Origin of the sequence: Polaromonas sp. (assembly GCF_016185115.1) — a bacterium.
In the GTDB taxonomy this organism is placed as follows: Bacteria; Pseudomonadota; Gammaproteobacteria; order Burkholderiales; family Burkholderiaceae_C; genus Polaromonas.
This window is the reverse complement of record NZ_JACPOF010000021.1, coordinates 420272-437695: the sequence shown is the minus strand read 5'-3', so window position 1 is coordinate 437695 and position 17424 is coordinate 420272. Positions and strand designations below refer to the sequence as shown.

Annotated in this window: 17 protein-coding genes; 6 read left to right on the top strand and 11 right to left on the bottom strand. The window is 62.3% G+C overall.

Translation table 11 applies throughout. The annotated features are described in order from the left end of the window. Positions 1-112: 112 nt before the first annotated feature. The 3 genes from HYX42_RS17485 to HYX42_RS17475 form a co-directional block, all read right to left on the bottom strand. Entirely contained in the window at positions 113-733 is a 621-nt protein-coding gene (locus tag HYX42_RS17485; protein WP_293405380.1) for a thioredoxin family protein, read from the bottom strand. A 30-nt stretch (positions 734-763) separates the two neighbouring features. Continuing rightward, on the bottom strand, positions 764-2959 hold the full coding sequence (locus HYX42_RS17480; protein WP_293405378.1) for a thioredoxin family protein: 2196 nt from the start codon (positions 2957-2959) through the stop codon (positions 764-766). A gap of 153 nt (positions 2960-3112) precedes the next feature. Further along, positions 3113-3400, bottom strand: a complete 288-nt coding sequence (locus HYX42_RS17475; protein ID WP_293405376.1) for a helix-turn-helix transcriptional regulator — start codon at positions 3398-3400, stop codon at positions 3113-3115. Positions 3401-3668: 268 nt separating this feature from the next. Here HYX42_RS17475 and HYX42_RS17470 point away from each other — a divergent pair, with 268 nt between their 5' ends. Genes HYX42_RS17470 through HYX42_RS17460 form a run of 3 tightly spaced genes read left to right on the top strand, consistent with a single transcriptional unit; the run spans position 3669 to position 6576 of the window. Further along, positions 3669-5279 (top strand): B12-binding domain-containing radical SAM protein, encoded by a 1611-nt coding sequence (locus HYX42_RS17470; protein WP_293405374.1) that lies wholly within the window; start codon positions 3669-3671, stop codon positions 5277-5279. Between the two features lie 29 nt (positions 5280-5308). Next, positions 5309-5740, top strand: a complete 432-nt coding sequence (locus tag HYX42_RS17465) for a hypothetical protein (protein WP_293405372.1) — start codon at positions 5309-5311, stop codon at positions 5738-5740. Further along, the gene (locus HYX42_RS17460; RefSeq protein ID WP_293405370.1) at positions 5737-6576 is read left to right on the top strand and encodes a creatininase family protein; all 840 of its coding nucleotides are present in this window, start codon (positions 5737-5739) and stop codon (positions 6574-6576) included. Before HYX42_RS17465 ends, HYX42_RS17460 begins: the two co-directional genes overlap by 4 nt. A gap of 64 nt (positions 6577-6640) precedes the next feature. Here HYX42_RS17460 and HYX42_RS17455 read toward each other — a convergent pair whose 3' ends face one another. The 7 genes from HYX42_RS17455 to HYX42_RS17425 form a co-directional block, all read right to left on the bottom strand. Further along, positions 6641-7309: a histidine phosphatase family protein gene (locus tag HYX42_RS17455; protein ID WP_293405368.1), complete on the bottom strand. Its 669-nt coding sequence runs from the start codon at positions 7307-7309 to the stop codon at positions 6641-6643. Between the two features lie 146 nt (positions 7310-7455). Continuing rightward, a complete protein-coding gene (locus tag HYX42_RS17450; protein WP_293405366.1) occupies positions 7456-8169 on the bottom strand; it encodes a VOC family protein in 714 nt (237 codons plus the stop codon). 34 nt (positions 8170-8203) lie between these two features. Further along, positions 8204-9211 (bottom strand): PhzF family phenazine biosynthesis protein, encoded by a 1008-nt coding sequence (locus HYX42_RS17445; RefSeq protein ID WP_293405364.1) that lies wholly within the window; start codon positions 9209-9211, stop codon positions 8204-8206. 11 nt (positions 9212-9222) lie between these two features. Next, entirely contained in the window at positions 9223-9849 is a 627-nt protein-coding gene (locus HYX42_RS17440; protein WP_293405362.1) for a glutathione S-transferase, read from the bottom strand. After that, positions 9846-11021, bottom strand: coding sequence for a PLP-dependent aminotransferase family protein (locus tag HYX42_RS17435; RefSeq protein ID WP_293405360.1), 1176 nt, complete (start codon positions 11019-11021; stop codon positions 9846-9848). The genes HYX42_RS17440 and HYX42_RS17435 overlap by 4 nt, the downstream gene beginning before the upstream one ends. A gap of 33 nt (positions 11022-11054) precedes the next feature. Then, positions 11055-11195, bottom strand: coding sequence for a hypothetical protein (locus tag HYX42_RS17430; protein ID WP_293405358.1), 141 nt, complete (start codon positions 11193-11195; stop codon positions 11055-11057). Continuing rightward, positions 11192-11803, bottom strand: a complete 612-nt coding sequence (locus HYX42_RS17425; protein ID WP_293405356.1) for a LysE family translocator — start codon at positions 11801-11803, stop codon at positions 11192-11194. The genes HYX42_RS17430 and HYX42_RS17425 overlap by 4 nt, the downstream gene beginning before the upstream one ends. 119 nt (positions 11804-11922) lie before the next feature. Here HYX42_RS17425 and HYX42_RS17420 point away from each other — a divergent pair, with 119 nt between their 5' ends. After that, positions 11923-13422: a PLP-dependent aminotransferase family protein gene (locus HYX42_RS17420; protein WP_293405354.1), complete on the top strand. Its 1500-nt coding sequence runs from the start codon at positions 11923-11925 to the stop codon at positions 13420-13422. 315 nt (positions 13423-13737) lie between these two features. On the opposite strand, the gene recG is transcribed toward HYX42_RS17420, so the two are convergent. Next, entirely contained in the window at positions 13738-15852 is a 2115-nt protein-coding gene (gene recG, locus HYX42_RS17415; RefSeq protein WP_293405352.1) for an ATP-dependent DNA helicase RecG, read from the bottom strand. A 257-nt stretch (positions 15853-16109) separates the two neighbouring features. On the opposite strand from recG, the gene queA reads away from it, so the two are divergent. Then, positions 16110-17195, top strand: a complete 1086-nt coding sequence (gene queA / locus HYX42_RS17410; protein ID WP_293405350.1) for a tRNA preQ1(34) S-adenosylmethionine ribosyltransferase-isomerase QueA — start codon at positions 16110-16112, stop codon at positions 17193-17195. 10 nt (positions 17196-17205) lie between these two features. Further along, positions 17206-17421 carry an AbrB/MazE/SpoVT family DNA-binding domain-containing protein gene (locus tag HYX42_RS17405; RefSeq protein WP_293405348.1) on the top strand — a complete coding sequence of 72 codons (216 nt, stop codon included), beginning with the start codon at positions 17206-17208 and terminating at the stop codon, positions 17419-17421. Positions 17422-17424: the final 3 nt, after the last annotated feature.

The following is a 17424-nucleotide window of genomic DNA, read 5'->3' as shown; positions in this document are numbered from 1 at the left end:
TCTTCTTGTTATTCCATTTCCAATTCATTGCGAGACCAGGCACACCGCCGCAGACAGTGCTGTAGCACGGCAAGGCGGGGCAACAACGTATCGTGATGAAGTAGAAATGGAATCAGGTTTTGTATTTGACCGAGCAGCCATAAGCCCGGCTGACCGCCACACTCACGGGTTTGCCGGCCAGCGACTCGGTCAGCCCCTGGCGCACAAAGTTGGTGGCCGTCTTGATGTCTTCGGCGCGTGAAGACGCAATGCTGTCGATGGCACCCGCGTAGACCAGTTGTCCCTGCGGGTTGACGATGTACATGTGCGGTGTGGTTTTGGCGCCGTAGAGCTGGCCTATCTTTCCCGACTCGTCCATCAGCAGGGCGGTGGGTTTGGCCTGTTTCTCGGTCACCCAGCCCGCAAGTTTGGCGGGCGCAAGGTAGTCATAGCTTTCGGTTTCGGTTGAGTTGATGGCCAGCCACACCACGCCCTTGCCGGTGAACTCTTTTTGCAGCGACTGCATGTTGCCGCCATAGTGTTTGCGCACGTAGGGACAGCCCGGGTTGGTCCACTCCAGCACCACCAGCTTGCCCTTGAAGTCGCTGAGCCTGTGCGTCTTGCCGGAGGTGTCGACCGCTGAAAAATCAGGCGCGGCCTGGCCGACGGTCGCTGCGGCATGGGCGGTGCCCATGAAGGTTGTGCTCAGAGGTGCGGCTGCCAGCGAGGCAGAAAAAACACGGCGGTTCAACATGGCAACACTCCTTTAGAAAACAAAGGCGAATCAAAGTTTAGCCAGCTCGGCCCTGACCTCACTGACAGAAAGGATTTCAGACAGCACCACGGGCGCGCGGCCCGGTTTGTAGATCACATACACCGGCACGCCATTGCGGCCCAATTGTGTCAGCGCAGCGGTGACGGCCGGGTCGCGCCGCGTCCAGTCGGCGCGCAGCAGCGCGACCTTTTTTGCAGCGATGTCGGCCAGCACATCGGCATTGGCCAGTGTGGTCTTCTTGTTGTACTGGCAGGTCACGCACCAGGCGGCGGTGAAATCCACAAACACGCTCTGGCCCTGGGCGGTGAGCTGGTCCACTCGGCCCGGCTCCCAGTTTTGCCAGCCTACGCCCACGCCATTTGCGGCCTGGCTTGAAGAAGGCGCATCCATCAACTTCACGACATTGGGCCCGAAGGACCACAGCGCCGCCGCCAGCAGCACAACGCTGACGGTCGACAGCGCTACACGCGCACGGCCGCTTTGTGTGAAGGCCCAGATAGCCAGGGCCATCAGCACCAGCAGGCCCAGCAGCGCACCCGCGCCGTCTATGCCGCTTTGCTGGCCGATGACCCAGACCAGCCATGCAACCGTCGCAAACATCGGGAAGGCCATCAGCTGCCTGAAGGTCACCATCCACGCGCCGGGGCGCGGCAGCACATGGGCCACGGCGGGTATCACGCTGGCTGCGAGGTAGGGCAAGGCCATGCCGATGCCGATGGCCGCAAACACGGCCAGCGCCTCAACTGCCGGCAGGCCGATGGCATATCCCAGCGAGGCACCCATGAAAGGCGCAGTGCAGGGCGATGCAATCGCGGTCGCCAGCACGCCTGACAGAAATGCATTGACGGTCGGGTTCTTCGCCTGCGCACCGGCCAGCCGGCCGGGCACAAAACTGCCGAACTCAAACAGCCCAGCCATGTTCAGACCCATGAGTGTGAAGAGTGCGGCCAGTGCGGCGACCACGGCGGGGCTTTGCAGCTGGAAGCCCCAGCCAAGCTGCTCGCCTGCCGCCCGCAGAACCAGCAGCAGCGTACCCAGTGCCAGGAAAGACAGCACCACGCCCGCCGTATAGGCCAGCCCGCTACGCATGCGCGAAGCCCGGTCCTTGACGTGCACAAACCCCACCACCTTGATGGCCAGCACCGGGAAGACGCAGGGCATGAGGTTGAGGATCAGCCCGCCCAGCAACGCGCCCATCAATGCCGCAACAAGGCCTATGGGTGACGTGTTGTTTTGTATCGGCGCCGCGCCCGACGAGGCATTGGCCTTGAGCGCCGCTTCAAGCGCAGGTGGCAGGGTCGCCGCAGCGGCCACCTTGGGCCATTCGTTTTTGACGGGCGCTTCGATGCGGTAAGCCGCATCGTTAAAAGCCACGACCAGCGGCATGGCGCCGGGGCTTTCGCTGCGCTGGGCTGACAGCGGCACATTCGCCGTCCACACCGCGCCCTGCCAGGCCTGTTGCCATTTGCCGGCAGGCTCGATCACGCCGCCGGTTTCAGGGAAGAACTCCAGCGTCTTGCCCTGCAGCGCAGCGGGCAGCCCGGCCAGCGATACCTTGATGGCCTGGCCTTCGACAGTGACCTGGCTGTTGCCAGTCGGCAGCGCTTTGGGCGTGGCGGCAAAGGTGTCCTGGAATATCCTGCCACTGGTGCCCAGCGAGCTTCTGGCCGGAATGCTGAGCGAGAACTCGCCTTCCTGCGGAATGCATTCCTTGCGGCAGACCAGCCAGCTGGCCTTGAGTTTGACGTCGAGTTGCGAGCTGTTAAACGTCTGTGCCACCGTGACCGGTACCGGCAGCAGCACGGTCTTTTCATAGCCGTAGTTGGCCAGCGTGCCAATCGGTATCTTTTTCGGCGTCGGCCAGGCAATCTCGCCGGCATCCAGCCCGGCCGGCAATTTCCATTCAAGCACAGTCGGCAAGCCCGAGTCGCCCGAGTTCTTCCAGTAGGTGTGCCATTCGGGCTGGTGGTCCAGCTGCAAACCCAGCCAGACCTGCTTGCCCGGCGCGACGCCGTCAGGCGCCCAGGCCAGCAGCTCGGCGCGCACCTGGTCGGTGGTGACCACAGCTTTGGCGGCGCTGCGGCTGCCCAGGGCCGTCACGCTGGTCGAAGCGCTTTGTGCATGCGCTCCCAGGGGCAGTGCGGCAAGGATGGCCAGGGCTGCAATAGGCCAGGAAAGCCGCGAAAAAGTGGGGAGAACGTTCATGCTGAGGGTGTGAGGGGAGCGGGAGGGCATTAGTTCCTGATGCGGGGTTGTGGGCCGGCTGGCCTGCCCATTCATACAGGCTGTTGTGTATTGGTCAGCGTGCGCCCGCTTTCATTACAACTGCTTTGGCCCGCAGCCGTGGGTCAGCGCCAACTACAGTGCCGAGCCCTGTGCATCCTCAAGCTGCACCCGCAGCGTGCAACCCACAGCATCAGCCAGCCGGCCCATGGTTAGCATGGACAGGTTGCCCTTGCCGCCAAACAGCTGCGTGATGTAGCTGCGCGAGGTGCCCATGCGTTGCGCCAGTTCGACATGCGTCAGGCCAAGCGCCAGCATGCGGGTGTGGATGTCGATCAGAAAAGTGACGGCTGCGTGTTCATGCGAGCCGCTTTCGGCTATTGCCAGACGTTCCTGCAGGGCGGCCAGGGTTTTGTTGCTCATGGGGGTTCCTGTGCAAGGGTTGGTTAAAAGTTAAGCTGCATATTAACATTTTGATCAAAAGTTAATATGGGAGTTAACTTTTGGGGCTTTTCGCTGGTTTGGGGCCCTGAAAAGACGTTTTTTGAGCCAGAAAATGCTATTTACAGGCATCAAATCGGCCTCCAGCCCAATAAATACGCACGTGAGCAGCTATGAAAAATATAGCAATTGGGTGCATCCTGGGGCTTTATGCCCCTGCCCGGCGCCTCGCTGGTTTGATAATGACCGCATGCCTTCCCCGCAAACGTCGCCGCAGCTACCCACCATCGTCCTGGCGACGCTGAATGCGAAGTACATCCATGCCTCGCTGGGCCTGCGTTACCTGCTGGCCAACATGGACGCGCATGGCGGCGCCGGCTTGCGGGCGCAGACGCAGTTGCGCGAGTTCGTCATCCAGCAAAAGCCGCTGCAGATTGTTGAAGAGCTGCTGGCGCTGTCGCCCCGGGTCATCGGCTTTGGCATTTATATATGGAATGTGTTCGAGACCACCCAGGTCGTGCAGCTGCTGAAAACGCTGCGGCCGGACATCAGGATCGTGCTCGGCGGGCCCGAGGTGAGCTTTGAAACCGGCGAGCAGGTGATTTGCCGCCTTGCCGATCACATCGTCACCGGCTGGGGCGATGTGAGCTTTCCAAAACTCTGCCGCGCCTTGCTGGATGGGCCGCAGCCCCTCATGAAGGTGATTGCTGGCGAGCAGCCTGCGCTTGAAGCGTTGGAGCTCCCCTACAGCGAATATACGGACGAAGACCTTTCGAAACGCCTGCTGTATGTCGAGGCCTCGCGCGGCTGCCCCTTCAAATGCGAGTTTTGCCTGAGCGCCCTCGACAAGACTGCCTGGGCCTTCGATCTCGACCGCTTCATGGCCGAAATGGACACGCTTTATCAGCGCGGCGCACGCAACTTCAAGTTTGTAGACCGCACCTTCAATCTAAAGGTTGATTTTTCGGTGCGTATCCTGCAGTTCTTTCTGGACCGCATGGCGCCCGATCTCTTTGTGCATTTTGAGGTCGTGCCCGACAGCCTGCCCGACCGGTTGAAAGATCTGATCAAACAGTTCCCGGCGGGCTCGCTGCAGTTCGAGGTGGGCATACAGAGCTTTAACCCCGAGGTGCAGCAGCGCATCTCCCGCAAACAGGACAACCTCAAGACCGCAGACAACCTGCGCTGGCTGGTCAATGAAAGCCAGGCGCATGTGCATGCCGACCTGATCTTCGGCCTGCCCGGCGAAACGCTGCAGAGTTTTGCCCAAGGTTTTGACCGCCTGCATGGGCTTGCGCCGCATGAGATCCAGTTCGGCATCCTCAAACGCCTGCGCGGCACGCCCATCACCCGCCACACGGTGGACTTTGCGATGACCTATGACCCGCAGAGGCCCTACACCATCCTGCAGAACTCGACGGTTGATTTCAGCAGCATGCAGCGCATCAAGCGTTTTGCGCGCTACTGGGAGATGGTCGCCAATTCAGGACGCTTTTCTGGAGCGCTGGAGCTGTTGCTGTCGCCCGGTTCGGCCTTTGGCAACTTCCTCGCCTTCAGCGACTGGCTCTGGGCCACGACCGGCAAGACACACGAATTTGCGCTTGAAAAGCTGCATGACCTGCTGTTCCAGCACCTGACAGAAGAGCGCGGCCTGCTGCCTGATGCCGTACGTTCTGCCTTGTTGGCCGACTACAGGGCCAGCGGCGCGCGCGGGCGCCCGCAGTGCCTGGCCGACCTGCTGGCCGCAGTGAGGCCGGCGAATGACGCAGGTGGCGGCAAACTGCGCGCAGCGCGCCAGGAGCGCCATGTCAGCCAGAACCAGCACCGCGTCGAGATACAAAAGGCCGCCGCCGCGGCCTGAACCCGCCAACGCGTCAACACCGGAAACCCATGAGAACAAAAACCGCTTTTTTGCTGCCCGCCGTTTTGACCATCGCGGCCCTGCTCGCTGCCTGCGAGCAGAAACCTGAGCCCGTGGCCACCTCGCTGTCTGCGCGTATTGCCTCTGTTGATGCCGGTGCCGCCAGGGGCGAAGACGACCCGGCTTCTGCTCGCGCACGCAAGGCGCTGGCCGCTACGGCGCAGGCCTGCAGGGCCAGCGAACTGCAGGTCGCCGAGATGATCGCCAAAGTGCGCAAGGTGCTGGTAGGCGAAGGCAAAACCGTGGTGATGACCGAGTTGCTTGAAGCCACGCCGGCGTTGCTGGCCGATGCAGCGGTCGACGCCGACACCTGCCAGAAGTTGTACGCCGCCTACACCGTCGCGCGTCAGGGCGGGCAAAACCACGAGGTGGCGCTGGCTGCCGTCAAAATACGCAAATGACCGCCAGCCATCCATTGCAGCGCCCACGCTTCTGGGCAGACCTCAAAAGCCCCGACTTCGCAGGCCTGGACCTCGCGCGCTGCATCGCGGTGCTGCCGGTGGCTGCGGTCGAGCAGCATGGCCCGCACCTGCCGCTGAACGTCGATGCATCCCTGGCCGACGGCGTGGTGCAGGCCGCGCTGCCGCATCTTCAAACCGATTTGCCCGTGCTGTTTCTGCCCACGCAGGCGATAGGCTTCAGTCCCGAGCACACGGCTTTCGCAGGCACCTTGACGCTGAAGTCCGAAACCGTGATTCGTTTATGGACGGACATCGCAGAATCCGTCGCCGCCACCGGCGTGAAAAAGCTGGTGCTGCTCAACTCACACGGCGGCCAGGTCGGCATGCTCGACATCGTTGCGCGCGATCTGCGTGCACGGCTGGGCATGCTGGTCTACAGCGTCAACTGGTTTAACCTGCCGCTGGTCGGCGACAACGACGAGCTGGTGAACGAACGCTTCAGCGCCGAAGAACACCGCTTCGGCATCCATGCGGGCGACATTGAAACCTCCATGATGCTGGCGCTCAAGCCGCATCAGGTCGACATGGCCAAAGCGCAGGATTTCCAGTCCACCTCCAAAGACCGCGCGCAGAAATTCAGCATCCTCGGCGATGGCAAAAGCGCCAAGCTGGCCTGGCAGATGCAGGACTACAACCCCCACGGCGCAGCAGGCAACGCAGCCGCAGCCACAGCCGACAAGGGTCGTGCGGTGCTTGACGCCGCAGGCAAGAGCTTTGCGCAGTTGCTGCTTGAGATCGACAGTCTGCCGGCCGACACCTTGCGCAACCCAAGCTGAAAAACAAACCCCCAGACCGGCGGTAACCTGTCTGGGGCCTGTACTGCGGAGTTGGGTTAAGGACTCAGGCGTAAGTGATCAACTCCGCATGTTCATGTGCGTCGAAGTGCGGCAGCGTGTTGTAGGTCACCAGCATATGGCGCTTGGGCGTGAAGGCAAACTCGGTGACCGAGGCGTTGCGTATGCGCAGGTTGAGTTCAATCGTGGCTTCGGGGCTGGTGCCCAGCACATGACCTACGGCGGTGGATATCGGCCCACCGCTGGAGACCACCAGCACGTTGCCTTCAAAGTTGGTGCGCACATGGTCCAGCAGGCTGGTGACGCCTGAGACAAAACCGGTGTAGTCAGGCATGCCCTTGGGGCTGACGACACCATCCATCCATTGTTTGAGGCCGTCTTTCAAAAGCCTGAAATGGTTGCGGTACATCTCGGGCGTGGTGGCTTTTTCAAGCTTGTGCGGGTGGATCGCGCTGATGACGGCTTCGCTGTCGTATTCATTCAGGCCTGGCCACCGGACCGCATCCGTGGTGGCACCCATGCCTTCATTGATGCCGGCAAAAGTCTTGATCTGCCTTTGCAGCGTTCCGGTAAAGGCGGCATCAAAAGTGATGCCCTTGTATTTGAACCATTCGCCCAGGCGCACGGCCTGGCGATAGCCCATGTCGCTGAGCACGTCGTAGTCGTCGGCGCCAAACGAGGCCTGGCCGTGGCGCACAAGGTAGAGGGTTCCCATGGGTCTGATTGTGGGCCGGTGTTCAGCTTGTCAAAGTCACCGGCGTGACCTTCCATACGCCAGTTAGCACCTTCGCGACAGGCGCAAGCAGGACCGGGAAAAGCTCAGGAAGTTGAAAAGAAGGACTCGTGCAAACCAAATATCACTCAGTGCCCTCCCGATTCAAGCGTGACAAGGCCACGCGGCGTCTGCAGCACGGCAACAAGGTTGGGCCTGCCCTGAAGTACATCGACATTCGCAAGGCCTATGGCTTCATGTGCTGCCCTCAAGGCATCAGGCCGCGCATGGCTGGCATGCAGCGATTGCAGCGTGACGCCGGATGGCGGCATGGAGGCAGACGGGTGTACCGACCCCCATTCAATCAGCGTCGGCAGGCCGCCATAAAACAGCCGCTGGCCGTCACGGCGCACGCTGATCTTCCAGCTCAGCAGGCCTTGAGGCGTGGGGCGCGAAGCCTGCAACACTTCGCCGCGATCAAGGCCCAGGCGGGCCAGTGACCTGATGCCGGCCTGTGCCTGCGGCGTGCTGGCGACAAAGTGGATGAGCTGCGGGCCGTGCGACAAAAGACGCGCATGCAGCAGGCCGTCGTCAAGATCAAACCAGCGTTTTGCGCCCGGCGGTCTTGTTGTGCTTGCGCCCGGCTGTATGGCGATGATTTCAAAATAGGCGTTTGGATAATCCGCCGACGCGATGCTGAACAGCCGGTTGTGTGTGCCCATCAGCGGGTGCTCGCCACCGGGGCCGGGCGTGATGCCCAGCGTGGCTTCACACCACTGCACGCCCTGCGCCAGGCTGGCTGCAGCCACCACCAGGTGGTCGACACGCGAGCTCGGGGTGATGGGCGGGGCCGGGGGTTTCATCACGCCATCCTAAAGCGTCCGGGACCTTGATGCGTCAGAGCGTCACGTTTCCATCGATGCAGGTCACAGATTCACCACCCACCCACACCTGGCCATTCGCATCACGATCAAGGTAAACCAGCCCGGCACGGTTCAGGCACACGCCCTGCGATGCGACGTAGTTTTCAGGCGCATAACCATCGGCCATCAGCCATTGCGCCAATCCGGCATTGAAGCTGCCGGTCACCGGGTCTTCGTTGATGCCTATGCCGGGCGCGAAGGCGCGTACCTCTATGTCAGGGTTACCGGCCTCAGTGCTGGCGACCATCGAAGCGGCCGAACGCCGCGACGGGCCGCCCCGAGCAAGTTCAGCCCCCGCGGGGGGCAGCGACGACACGCCAGTGCGGAGCGTGGGGGCAAACGCTCTTGCTTCCCGGTTGGCACGACCTATCAGCGGTGTGGTTTCTGCCTTTTCATAAAGGCCCGCCACACCTATCTTCACATTGAGCTTGCCGAGTTCAAGGTTGTTGGGCGCCAGTTGCAGCACGGTCTCCGGGCTGTCCAGCAGCAGGCCCATCCAGACCGGGCCGTTGTCCAGCGTTTGCGCAGCTGTGATCTGCGCGGCCTTCAGGCCAAGTGCCGCCGCAACCTGTGCGAGCAGCACCGGGCTGGGCGCTGAGCGCTTGAGCGGGGGCGCAGCAAAGGCCAGGCGCTGGCCCGCTTTTTCTTGCCGTATCTGCACCAGCCCGACCTGGCACTCCTGCACGATCACGTCTTTTCGTTTGGCCTTGCCGCCTGCCTGCAGCCATGCATGGCAGCTGCCCAGCGTCGGGTGGCCGGCAAAAGGCAGCTCGCCGCCCGGCGTGAAGATGCGTACCGCGTAGTCAGCCGACGCATCCCTGGGCGGCAACAGGAAAGTTGTTTCCGACAGGTTGGTCCAGTTCGCAAAACGCCGCATCGCCGCGTCATCCAGCCCGGCCGCGTCCAGCACCACCGCCAGCGGGTTGCCGAAGTAGGGGGTGGCTGTGAAGACGTCGATCTGCTTGAAGGGGCGGGTTTGCATGGTTTGCTTTGTTATGAAAGGGGCTGGTCCAGTACGCCCTTGGTGGTCTGCCGGTTCCAGATGCTGTCGTACCAGCGCTCGATGTTGGGCCAGGCCTTGCGCGGCTGCGGCAGGCCAAACCAGCGGTGTATCTCGCAGGCCACCGGAATGTCGGCCATGGTGAACTGCCCGCCCGTCATGTAGCTGCGTCCCGCCAGATGGGCTTCAAGCATTTGCAAAAGCGGCTCGACGGCTGCGATTGATTTTTCGATCAGCGCATGGTCGCGCGCTTCGGGTGCCGTGCGAATCAGTTGCCAGAAAGCATCCCGCCCGGCGGGGCTGAAGGTGGTCTGCTGCCAGTCCATCCAGCGCTCTGCATCAAAGCGCAGTTGCAACTCTTCGGGGTAAAGCGTGCCCAGTGAATGTTTGGCGCACAGATAGCGCACCACCACGTTCGACTCCCACAGCACATAGCTGCCGTCTTCAATCACCGGCACCAGCGAGTTCGGGTTCAGGCCCATATATTCAGGCGTCTTGACCACGCCAAACCTGCCGCCCGCTTCGGTGCGCTGGAATTCCAGCCCCAGCTCCTGCGCGGCCCACACCACCTTGCGCACGTTGATGGAGCTCATGCGGCCCCAGATGTGCAATGTGCTCATGATGATTTGGGCAGGTTGGTCTTGAAGACCTCGGCCAGCGCGGCAATGCCGGTGTTGATCTGCTCGACTGATGCCGTCACAAACGACAGGCGCAGGTTGCCGTGCTCGGCCTCGCCGCTGTAGAACGGCGCGCCGGGTACATAGGCCACATTGCGCTCCACCGCCAGCGGCAGCAGCTTGACCGCATCCATGCCCTTGGGCAGCTTGAGCCACAGGAACATGCCGCCCGCGGGCTTGTTCCAGGTCACGCCGGTGCCGGCCAGGTTTTTATCGAGCGCGGCCAGCATGGCGTCGCGCTGCGATTTGTAGAGCGCACGAATCGTCGGCACGTGGCGGTCCAGAAAGCCGCCCTTGAGCACCTCAACCACCATGCGCTGGTTAAAGCTCGGTGTGTGCAGATCGGCTGCCTGCTTGGCCTGCAGCAGCTTGGGGTACAGCTCTTTGGGCGCGACCATAAAACCCAGGCGCAGGCCGGGCGCCAGCGTCTTGCTGAAGCTGCCCATGTAGATGCAGCCCTCAGGGTTGCGCGCTGTCAGTGGCAGCGGCGGCGGGGCGTCGAACCACAGGTCGCCATAAGGGTTGTCTTCAATCAGCGGCAGGCCGGCTTTGGCGGCGGCGGCACTGAGCGCCACACGGCCGGCTTCGTTGATGGAGTTGCCGGTCGGGTTCTGGAAGTTGGGCAGCACATACATGAAGCGTGCGCCGGGCGCCTTGGCGGCCAGGTCGTCCACGTCAATGCCGTCGGCATGGCCGGCCACGCTCACGAACTCGGGTTCCATGGGCGTGAAGGCCTGCAGCGCGCCCAGGTAGGTCGGTGTCTCGACCAGCACACGCGAGCCCTTGTCGATCAGGATCTTGGCGATCAAATCCAGCGCCTGCTGGCTGCCGGTGGTGATCAGCACCTGTGCCGGGTCGATGTCCCAGGGCAGCGAGGCGGCGACCCATTCGCGCAGCGGCGCATACCCTTCGCTGGCGGCATATTGCAGCGCGCCCTGGCCGTCGGTGGACAGCACGGTGGCGCAGGCCTTTGCAAACGCATCAACCGGGAATGTTTTGGGCGAAGGCAGGCCACCGGCAAAACTGATGATGCCGGGCTTCTCGGTGACCTTCAGGATTTCGCGGATGAAGGAGGGGTTCATCTTTTCCGCGCGTGCGGCCTGTGTCCATTTCATGTTTGTCTTTTCCATGGTTTTTTTGATGTGTTGTCAGCGGGCAATAAAAGAGTTTCGCATCTTTGCCAGGGCGCAGCTTTTTGCAGTGACCAGGCGCCGCGGCGTGGCCGCCATGTCCATCAGGCCGACAGGCAGCTTGCGCTTGCTCTGGCGCCGGTCGCGTGTGATCTTCATAGTGCCAGCATCCACAGCGCGGTTGCAACCAGCACTGCCGCCATGATGCGGTTGAAGACACGCAACCTGCGGCCCGTGCCTGCAGGGCCCGCCAGCCAGTGGCGCAGCAGCGAGCCTGCCAGCGCGTACGTCACATTGCTGCTGAGGGCGTAGAACATCATGATGGGCAACACGATGAGCAGGCGCTGGCCCCAGTCGGCGTGTCCGGCTATCCAGCCGCTGACAATGGCGAGCGCCAGCATCCAGGCCTTGATGTTGACGAACTGCAGCGCAGCGCCCTGCCAGAAACCTATGGTCATGCGTTTTGCATCGGCTTCGCTCAGCGTGCTGGATCGTGCGATCTTCAAAGCCAGCCATAAAAGGTAAGCAACACCGACGGCCTTGATGGCCATGCTCAGAAGCGGCACCGCCAGCACCAGCGCGCCCAGTCCCCACGCGCACAGCGTCAGCAGCACGCCCCAGCCAGCGGCGACTGAAAATGCAAAAGGCAGGGCCCGCCTGAGACCGTGGTTGGCCGCAATCGCGGTCGAGAGCGTGGTGTTGGGCCCGGGCGTGAAGCTCATCGCCGTGGCCAGCACCAGCAGGGCGGTGAATTCTTGCCAGTTCATGCATCTCACTTTATAGTTGAAAGCAGTACACGATCAATACAGTTTTGGCTACAAATTGGCAAACTGTACTGGTCGTAAAACCAGCACACCCGGCAAGCCGTGCAGAAAGTGATCCTGCCATGTTGATGAAAACCACCTCACAGTCGTTGACCGAGCAGCTCTACGGCCGCTTTGCAGAGCGCATACGCAACCGCCTGATGGCGCCGGGCGCGCGCCTGCCCTCGGTGCGGCTGTGCGCGCAGCAGCAGGGCGTAAGTGTGTCGACCGTGGTGGCGGCCTATGACCAGCTGCAGGCGCAGGGGCTGGTGGTGGCGCGTAAAAACAGCGGCTTTTTTGTGCGCGACACGGCCATCCATGTGCCGGGCAGCACGGCCGATATAGACATTGCCAATTCAGCCACCAAAAACATTGCCAGCCCGCTGGTGGGCGTGAATGCGCAAGCCGGGGATGCGTCAGGCTCATGGAACACCGCCGTGTGGATGGCGTCGCGGCATGCGCCTGTGGATGCGACCGCATTGATACGCGGCATGTTCCACACCGTCAGCAAAAAGCCGCAGCCCGGCATGGGCGTGTTCCCGTCCGAGTGGCTGGACAACGCCTTCATGCCTGCCGCCGTACGCAAATTCACCAGCACGCAGGCCCTGCGCTCCTCATCGCTGCAATACGGCGAGCCCAAGGGCGATATCAGCCTGCGCCGCGCGCTGTCGCAAAAGCTGGCGGGCCTGAATGTGCACGCCGTGCCCGAACAGATCATCACCACCGTCGGCGCCACACACGCGCTCGACATCGTCAGCCGCACCCTGCTGCGCGCCGGCGACTGCGTGATGGTTGAAGAACCCGGATGGGCGGTGGAGTTTGCCCGGCTTGACGCGATGGGCATGCGCATACTGCCGGTGCCACGCCGCGACGACGGCCCTGACCTGGAGGTGATGGCGAAATACTGCGAAGCGCACCAGCCCAAGCTGTTTGTCAGCGTCAGCGTGTTCCACAACCCCACCGGCCGCTGCCTCTCGCCCGGCAGTGCACACCGCCTGCTGCAACTGGCCAACGCGCACAACTTCCACATCGTTGAAGATGACACCTACAGCCACCTCGCGCCCGAACACGCCACGCGGCTGTGTTCGCTCGACGGCCTGCAGCGCACGATTTACGTCAGCGGCTTCGCCAAGATTCTTGCGCCGGGCTGGCGCGTGGGTTTCATGGCTGCACCGGCAGACCTGGTCGAGCGCCTGCTCGACACCAAACTGCTCGCCACCCTGACAACACCCGCCCTGCTGGAGAAAGCCCTCGCCTGGTGTATGGAGCAGGGCCAGCTGCGCCGGCATTCAGAGCGCATACGCACAAGGCTGGCGCAGGCGCGCGCACGCAGCGTCAAGCTCGCGCTGGCACACGGCTGCAGCTTCGAATCCGAACCGGCGGGCCTCTTTGGCTGGGTGGATACGGGGGTGGACACCGACGCGCTGGCGCAGCGCATGCTCGATGAGGGTTACCTGATTGCGCCGGGCTCGCTGTTTCATGCGCAGCGGACGCCCGGCACGCTCATGCGGATTAATTTTGCGACGACCCAGGAGGCGGCATTCTGGAAGGTTTTTGCTCGGCTTAGGGATGCGATGAAGTAGTTATTGGTTTGGGGTGGGTGCCCTTCACTACCAAGCCGGGTCTCGCCCCGGCAGGCGAGGCACTTTCTTTTGCTTCGCCAAAATCAAGCAGGGCAGGGATAGTTTTTAATACCTACGGCAAAAATTTAACGTACACGTTAAAAATTAACAAAAAGTTAATATGGGTATTAACTTTTGCCTGCTTGAAGCCTCTCATCCGGCATTTTCAGCCCGAAAACACCCCAAAAACAGGCCGTTATTAGGCATCAAATCGGCTGCAGCCTTTTAAATACGAGCGTGACCAGCTACGATTTAAATAGCAAATCCAGCCTGAAGTCAGGCTTTCAGAAAGTCAGCCTTCCCCCCCAGCCACCGGGCAATATGCCTATGCGCCAGCTCCGTGTGCTGGTCCAGCATGCGGGGGGCCAGTTCCCGGGCCCAGGCGAGCCAGTCGCCGTCCACCGCCAAATCGGCAAAACGCAGCAGCGGCGCACCCGACTGCCGGGCGCCCAGAAACTCGCCCGGGCCGCGTATCTCAAGATCGCGTCGGGCGATCTCGAAACCATCGTTGGTTTCGGCCATGGCCTTGAGGCGTGAGCGGGCCATCTCGCCCAGCCGGGGCGCGTCGCCGGTTGAGTAAAGCAGCACGCAGGCTGAGGCCGCCGCGCCGCGCCCGACCCGGCCACGCAGCTGATGCAGCTGGCTCAGGCCGAAACGCTCGGCGTGCTCGACCACCATGAGCGAGGCGTTGGGCACATCCACGCCGACCTCGATGACCGTGGTGCTGACCAGCACGCCCATCAGACCGTCGGTGAACAGCCCCATCACGGCTTTTTTCTCGGCCACGCTCATGCGCGAATGCAGCAGGCCGACCAGCACGCCGGGCAGGGCCTTGCTTAGTGAGTCATGCGTTTCAGTCGCGTTGACGAGGTCTATGGATTCGCTTTCTTCAATCAGCGGGCAGACCCAGTACACCTGCCGGCCCTCTGCAAGCTGATGGCGAATGCGCTCAATGACTTCGTCGCGCCGCGCATCGCTGACCACCTTGGTGACGATGGGGGTGCGGCCGGGCGGGAGTTCGTCAATCGTCGAAACGTCCAGGTCGGCGTAATAACTCATGGCCAGCGTTCTTGGAATCGGCGTCGCCGTCATCATCAAAAGGTGGGGTTCTTCACCTCCGACAGTCATCTTGCTGCGCAAAGCCAGCCGCTGCGCCACGCCAAAGCGGTGCTGCTCATCGATGATGGCCAGCGCCAGGTTCTTGAACACCACCTTGTCCTGGATCACGGCGTGGGTGCCCACCACCAGCATGGCTTCGCCGCTGGCAATCGCAGCCAGTGATTCGCGGCGCTCTTTGGCCTTCTGGCTGCCGGTCAGCCAGGCGGTTTTGATGCCCAGCGGCTCCAGCCAGGCCACCAGCTTGCGGAAATGCTGCTCGGCCAGGATTTCGGTCGGCGCCATCAGCGCGCACTGCCAGCCGGCATCGATGCAGCGCATGGCAGCCAGCGCGGCGACCACCGTCTTGCCAGAGCCGACATCGCCCTGCAACAGCCGGTGCATGGGCACGTTCTTTTTCAGGTCCTGCTCGATCTCATCGCTCACACGCTGCTGCGCGGCTGTCAGGCGAAAGGGCAGGCGCTCCAGCAGCTGCTCGTAGAGCGTGCACTGCGGGCCGCGCATGGCGGGGCCATTCAGCGCCGGTGCCCGCATGGCGGCGCGAATACGTTTGGCCTGCAACTGAGACAGCTGCTGCGCCAGCAGTTCTTCAGCCTTCAGGCGCTGCCAGGCCGGATGGGTATGGTCTTCCAGCGTGGCCAGCGACACATCGGGCGTGGGGTTGTGCAAAAACTGCAGCGCCTCACGCAGGCCGAGCATGGCCTGCGACGGTGTTTTCTGCAGGAAAGCGCCGGGAATTGTTTCACTCAAATCGGCGCGGCTGGTGCCGCTGAGGACGGCCTTGCGCAGGTAAGCCTGCGGCAGGCCCGCCACGGTTGAATAAACAGGGGTCAGCGCGCCCGGCAGTTCGCCGCCCGCCAGCTTGAAGCTGGGGTGCACCATCTCACGACTGACAAAACCGCCACGCAGCTCGCCGCGCACCCGCACACGCGCGCCCACGCTCAGGGTTTTCTGGTGCGAGGGGTAAAAGTTGATGAAACGCAACGTGCAGGTGTCGCTGCCGTCGTCGACCGTCACGCGCAGCTGGCGGCGCGGCCTGAAACTGACCTGGCTGTCGGTCACGGTCGCCTCGATCTGCACCAGGTCGCCGTCGCGCGCATCTTTCAGCATCACGATGCGGGTTTCGTCTTCGTAGCGCAGCGGCAGGTGCAGGGCCAGGTCAATGTCGCGTTTGAGGCCCAGCTTTTCAAGGGCGCGTTGCGCCTGCGATTTCTCCGCCGCCGCGGGAGCGGTTTTGGCAGCAGGCGGTGTAGCCTTTTTGGCGTTGGGCGGCATGGGACAATTGTGCAGTCAACCTGGAAACTGCAGTTGATCGCTTGTAAACATTTAAAAGACCGCTTCAGTACCGTGTTTTTCCTTTTCTTTGGCACACGCTTTGTGTGTGACCACGCTATGCACCCGATTGCGCTGTCCGCACAGCACCATGCGGCGTTGCTCCGCCTTGTGGGCAGCAGGCCCACTGCGTTGTCACGCCTTGCCTGGCACCGTACGGACAGCACACTCAGGTGCATTCAAATGCAGTTTCGAGGTTCATGAAGCAGCATTTCAGCCTGGGCGATTTTGATTTCAGCCTGCCCGACGAACTCATCGCCCAGCACCCTGCCGCCCAGCGCAGTGCTTCGCGCCTGCTCGACGGCCGCGAAGACATTCCCGTTGACCGGCGTTTCACCGACCTGCCCGGCCTGCTGCTGCCCGGCGATTTGCTGGTCTTTAACGACACAAAAGTGGTCAAGGCACGGCTGTTCGGGCAAAAGTCCAGCGGCGGCAAACTTGAACTGCTGATCGAACGTGTGCTGTCGCCGGATGCGGAGTCCGGTCACGAGGTCGCCGCGCATATGAAGGTCAGCAAAAAGCCCCTGCCAGGCGCCGTCATGGAGATGGACGGCGGCTTCACCGCGACCCTGCTGGGCCGCTGGCCGAACGAAGACGGCCCGCTTTACCGCTTCAAACTCAGCAGCGACCCCTACGCGCTGATGGCCGCGCACGGCCATGTGCCGCTGCCGCCCTACATCACGCACACCGATTCGGAAGACGACGAGCGGCGCTACCAGACCGTGTTTGCGCGCAGCCCGGGCGCGGTGGCCGCACCGACGGCTGCGCTGCACTTCGACGAGGCCGTGCTGGCGCAGCTGGAGGCTCGCGGCATACAGCGTGCCAGCGTCACGCTGCACGTCGGGGCCGGCACTTTCCAGCCCGTCAAGACCGAGAACATTGCAGACCACACCATGCACTTCGAGCGTTTTGAAGTGCCGGACGCCACGCGCCAGGCGATTGCCGATTGCAAGGCGCGCGGCGGTCGCGTGGTGGCGGTGGGTACGACCACGGTACGTGCGCTGGAGTCGGATGCGGCGTTTGGCCCGGAATGCAAAGACACCAATATCTTCATCACGCCGGGCTTTGACTTCAAGGTGGTGGACCTGCTGCTGACCAACTTCCATCTGCCGAAAAGCACGCTGATGATGCTGGTGAGCGCGTTTTCAGGCTACGAACACATCATGGCGCTGTACAGCCACGCCATTGCTCATCGCTACCGCTTCTTCAGTTATGGGGATTCCATGCTGCTGCAGCGCAAGACTGATACCACCAATGGCATCGACAGCCAGTCAGTTGTACGATAAAATGATCGATATGCAAAACCAGACCGTCATCGTGTCCCCAAAATACCAGGTTGTGATCCCGCGCGAGATTCGCGAGGCTGGGGGCATCAAGCCCGGCAGCCGCATGAGCGTGTTTGAGGTCAATGGTGTCATCCAGCTGGTGCCGGTAAAGTCCGCCCCGGAATACCGCGGCCTGCTGGCGGGCCTGTCCAGCACCGACATCCCCTCCGACCCGGAACGTTTCTAAAGC

Bases quoted from the DNA above. Each gene is read 5' to 3' on its own strand.
- HYX42_RS17485 (WP_293405380.1), bottom strand. From the start codon at position 733: ATGTTGAACCGCCGTGTTTTTTCTGCCTCGCTGGCAGCCGCACCTCTG.
- HYX42_RS17480 (WP_293405378.1), bottom strand. From the start codon at position 2,959: ATGAACGTTCTCCCCACTTTTTCGCGGCTTTCCTGGCCTATTGCAGCC.
- HYX42_RS17475 (WP_293405376.1), bottom strand. From the start codon at position 3,400: ATGAGCAACAAAACCCTGGCCGCCCTGCAGGAACGTCTGGCAATAGCC.
- HYX42_RS17470 (WP_293405374.1), top strand. From the start codon at position 3,669: ATGCCTTCCCCGCAAACGTCGCCGCAGCTACCCACCATCGTCCTGGCG.
- HYX42_RS17465 (WP_293405372.1), top strand. From the start codon at position 5,309: ATGAGAACAAAAACCGCTTTTTTGCTGCCCGCCGTTTTGACCATCGCG.
- HYX42_RS17460 (WP_293405370.1), top strand. From the start codon at position 5,737: ATGACCGCCAGCCATCCATTGCAGCGCCCACGCTTCTGGGCAGACCTC.
- HYX42_RS17455 (WP_293405368.1), bottom strand. From the start codon at position 7,309: ATGGGAACCCTCTACCTTGTGCGCCACGGCCAGGCCTCGTTTGGCGCC.
- HYX42_RS17450 (WP_293405366.1), bottom strand. From the start codon at position 8,169: ATGAAACCCCCGGCCCCGCCCATCACCCCGAGCTCGCGTGTCGACCAC.
- HYX42_RS17445 (WP_293405364.1), bottom strand. From the start codon at position 9,211: ATGCAAACCCGCCCCTTCAAGCAGATCGACGTCTTCACAGCCACCCCC.
- HYX42_RS17440 (WP_293405362.1), bottom strand. From the start codon at position 9,849: ATGAGCACATTGCACATCTGGGGCCGCATGAGCTCCATCAACGTGCGC.
- HYX42_RS17435 (WP_293405360.1), bottom strand. From the start codon at position 11,021: ATGAAATGGACACAGGCCGCACGCGCGGAAAAGATGAACCCCTCCTTC.
- HYX42_RS17430 (WP_293405358.1), bottom strand. From the start codon at position 11,195: ATGAAGATCACACGCGACCGGCGCCAGAGCAAGCGCAAGCTGCCTGTC.
- HYX42_RS17425 (WP_293405356.1), bottom strand. From the start codon at position 11,803: ATGAACTGGCAAGAATTCACCGCCCTGCTGGTGCTGGCCACGGCGATG.
- HYX42_RS17420 (WP_293405354.1), top strand. From the start codon at position 11,923: ATGTTGATGAAAACCACCTCACAGTCGTTGACCGAGCAGCTCTACGGC.
- recG (WP_293405352.1), bottom strand. From the start codon at position 15,852: ATGCCGCCCAACGCCAAAAAGGCTACACCGCCTGCTGCCAAAACCGCT.
- queA (WP_293405350.1), top strand. From the start codon at position 16,110: ATGAAGCAGCATTTCAGCCTGGGCGATTTTGATTTCAGCCTGCCCGAC.
- HYX42_RS17405 (WP_293405348.1), top strand. From the start codon at position 17,206: ATGCAAAACCAGACCGTCATCGTGTCCCCAAAATACCAGGTTGTGATC.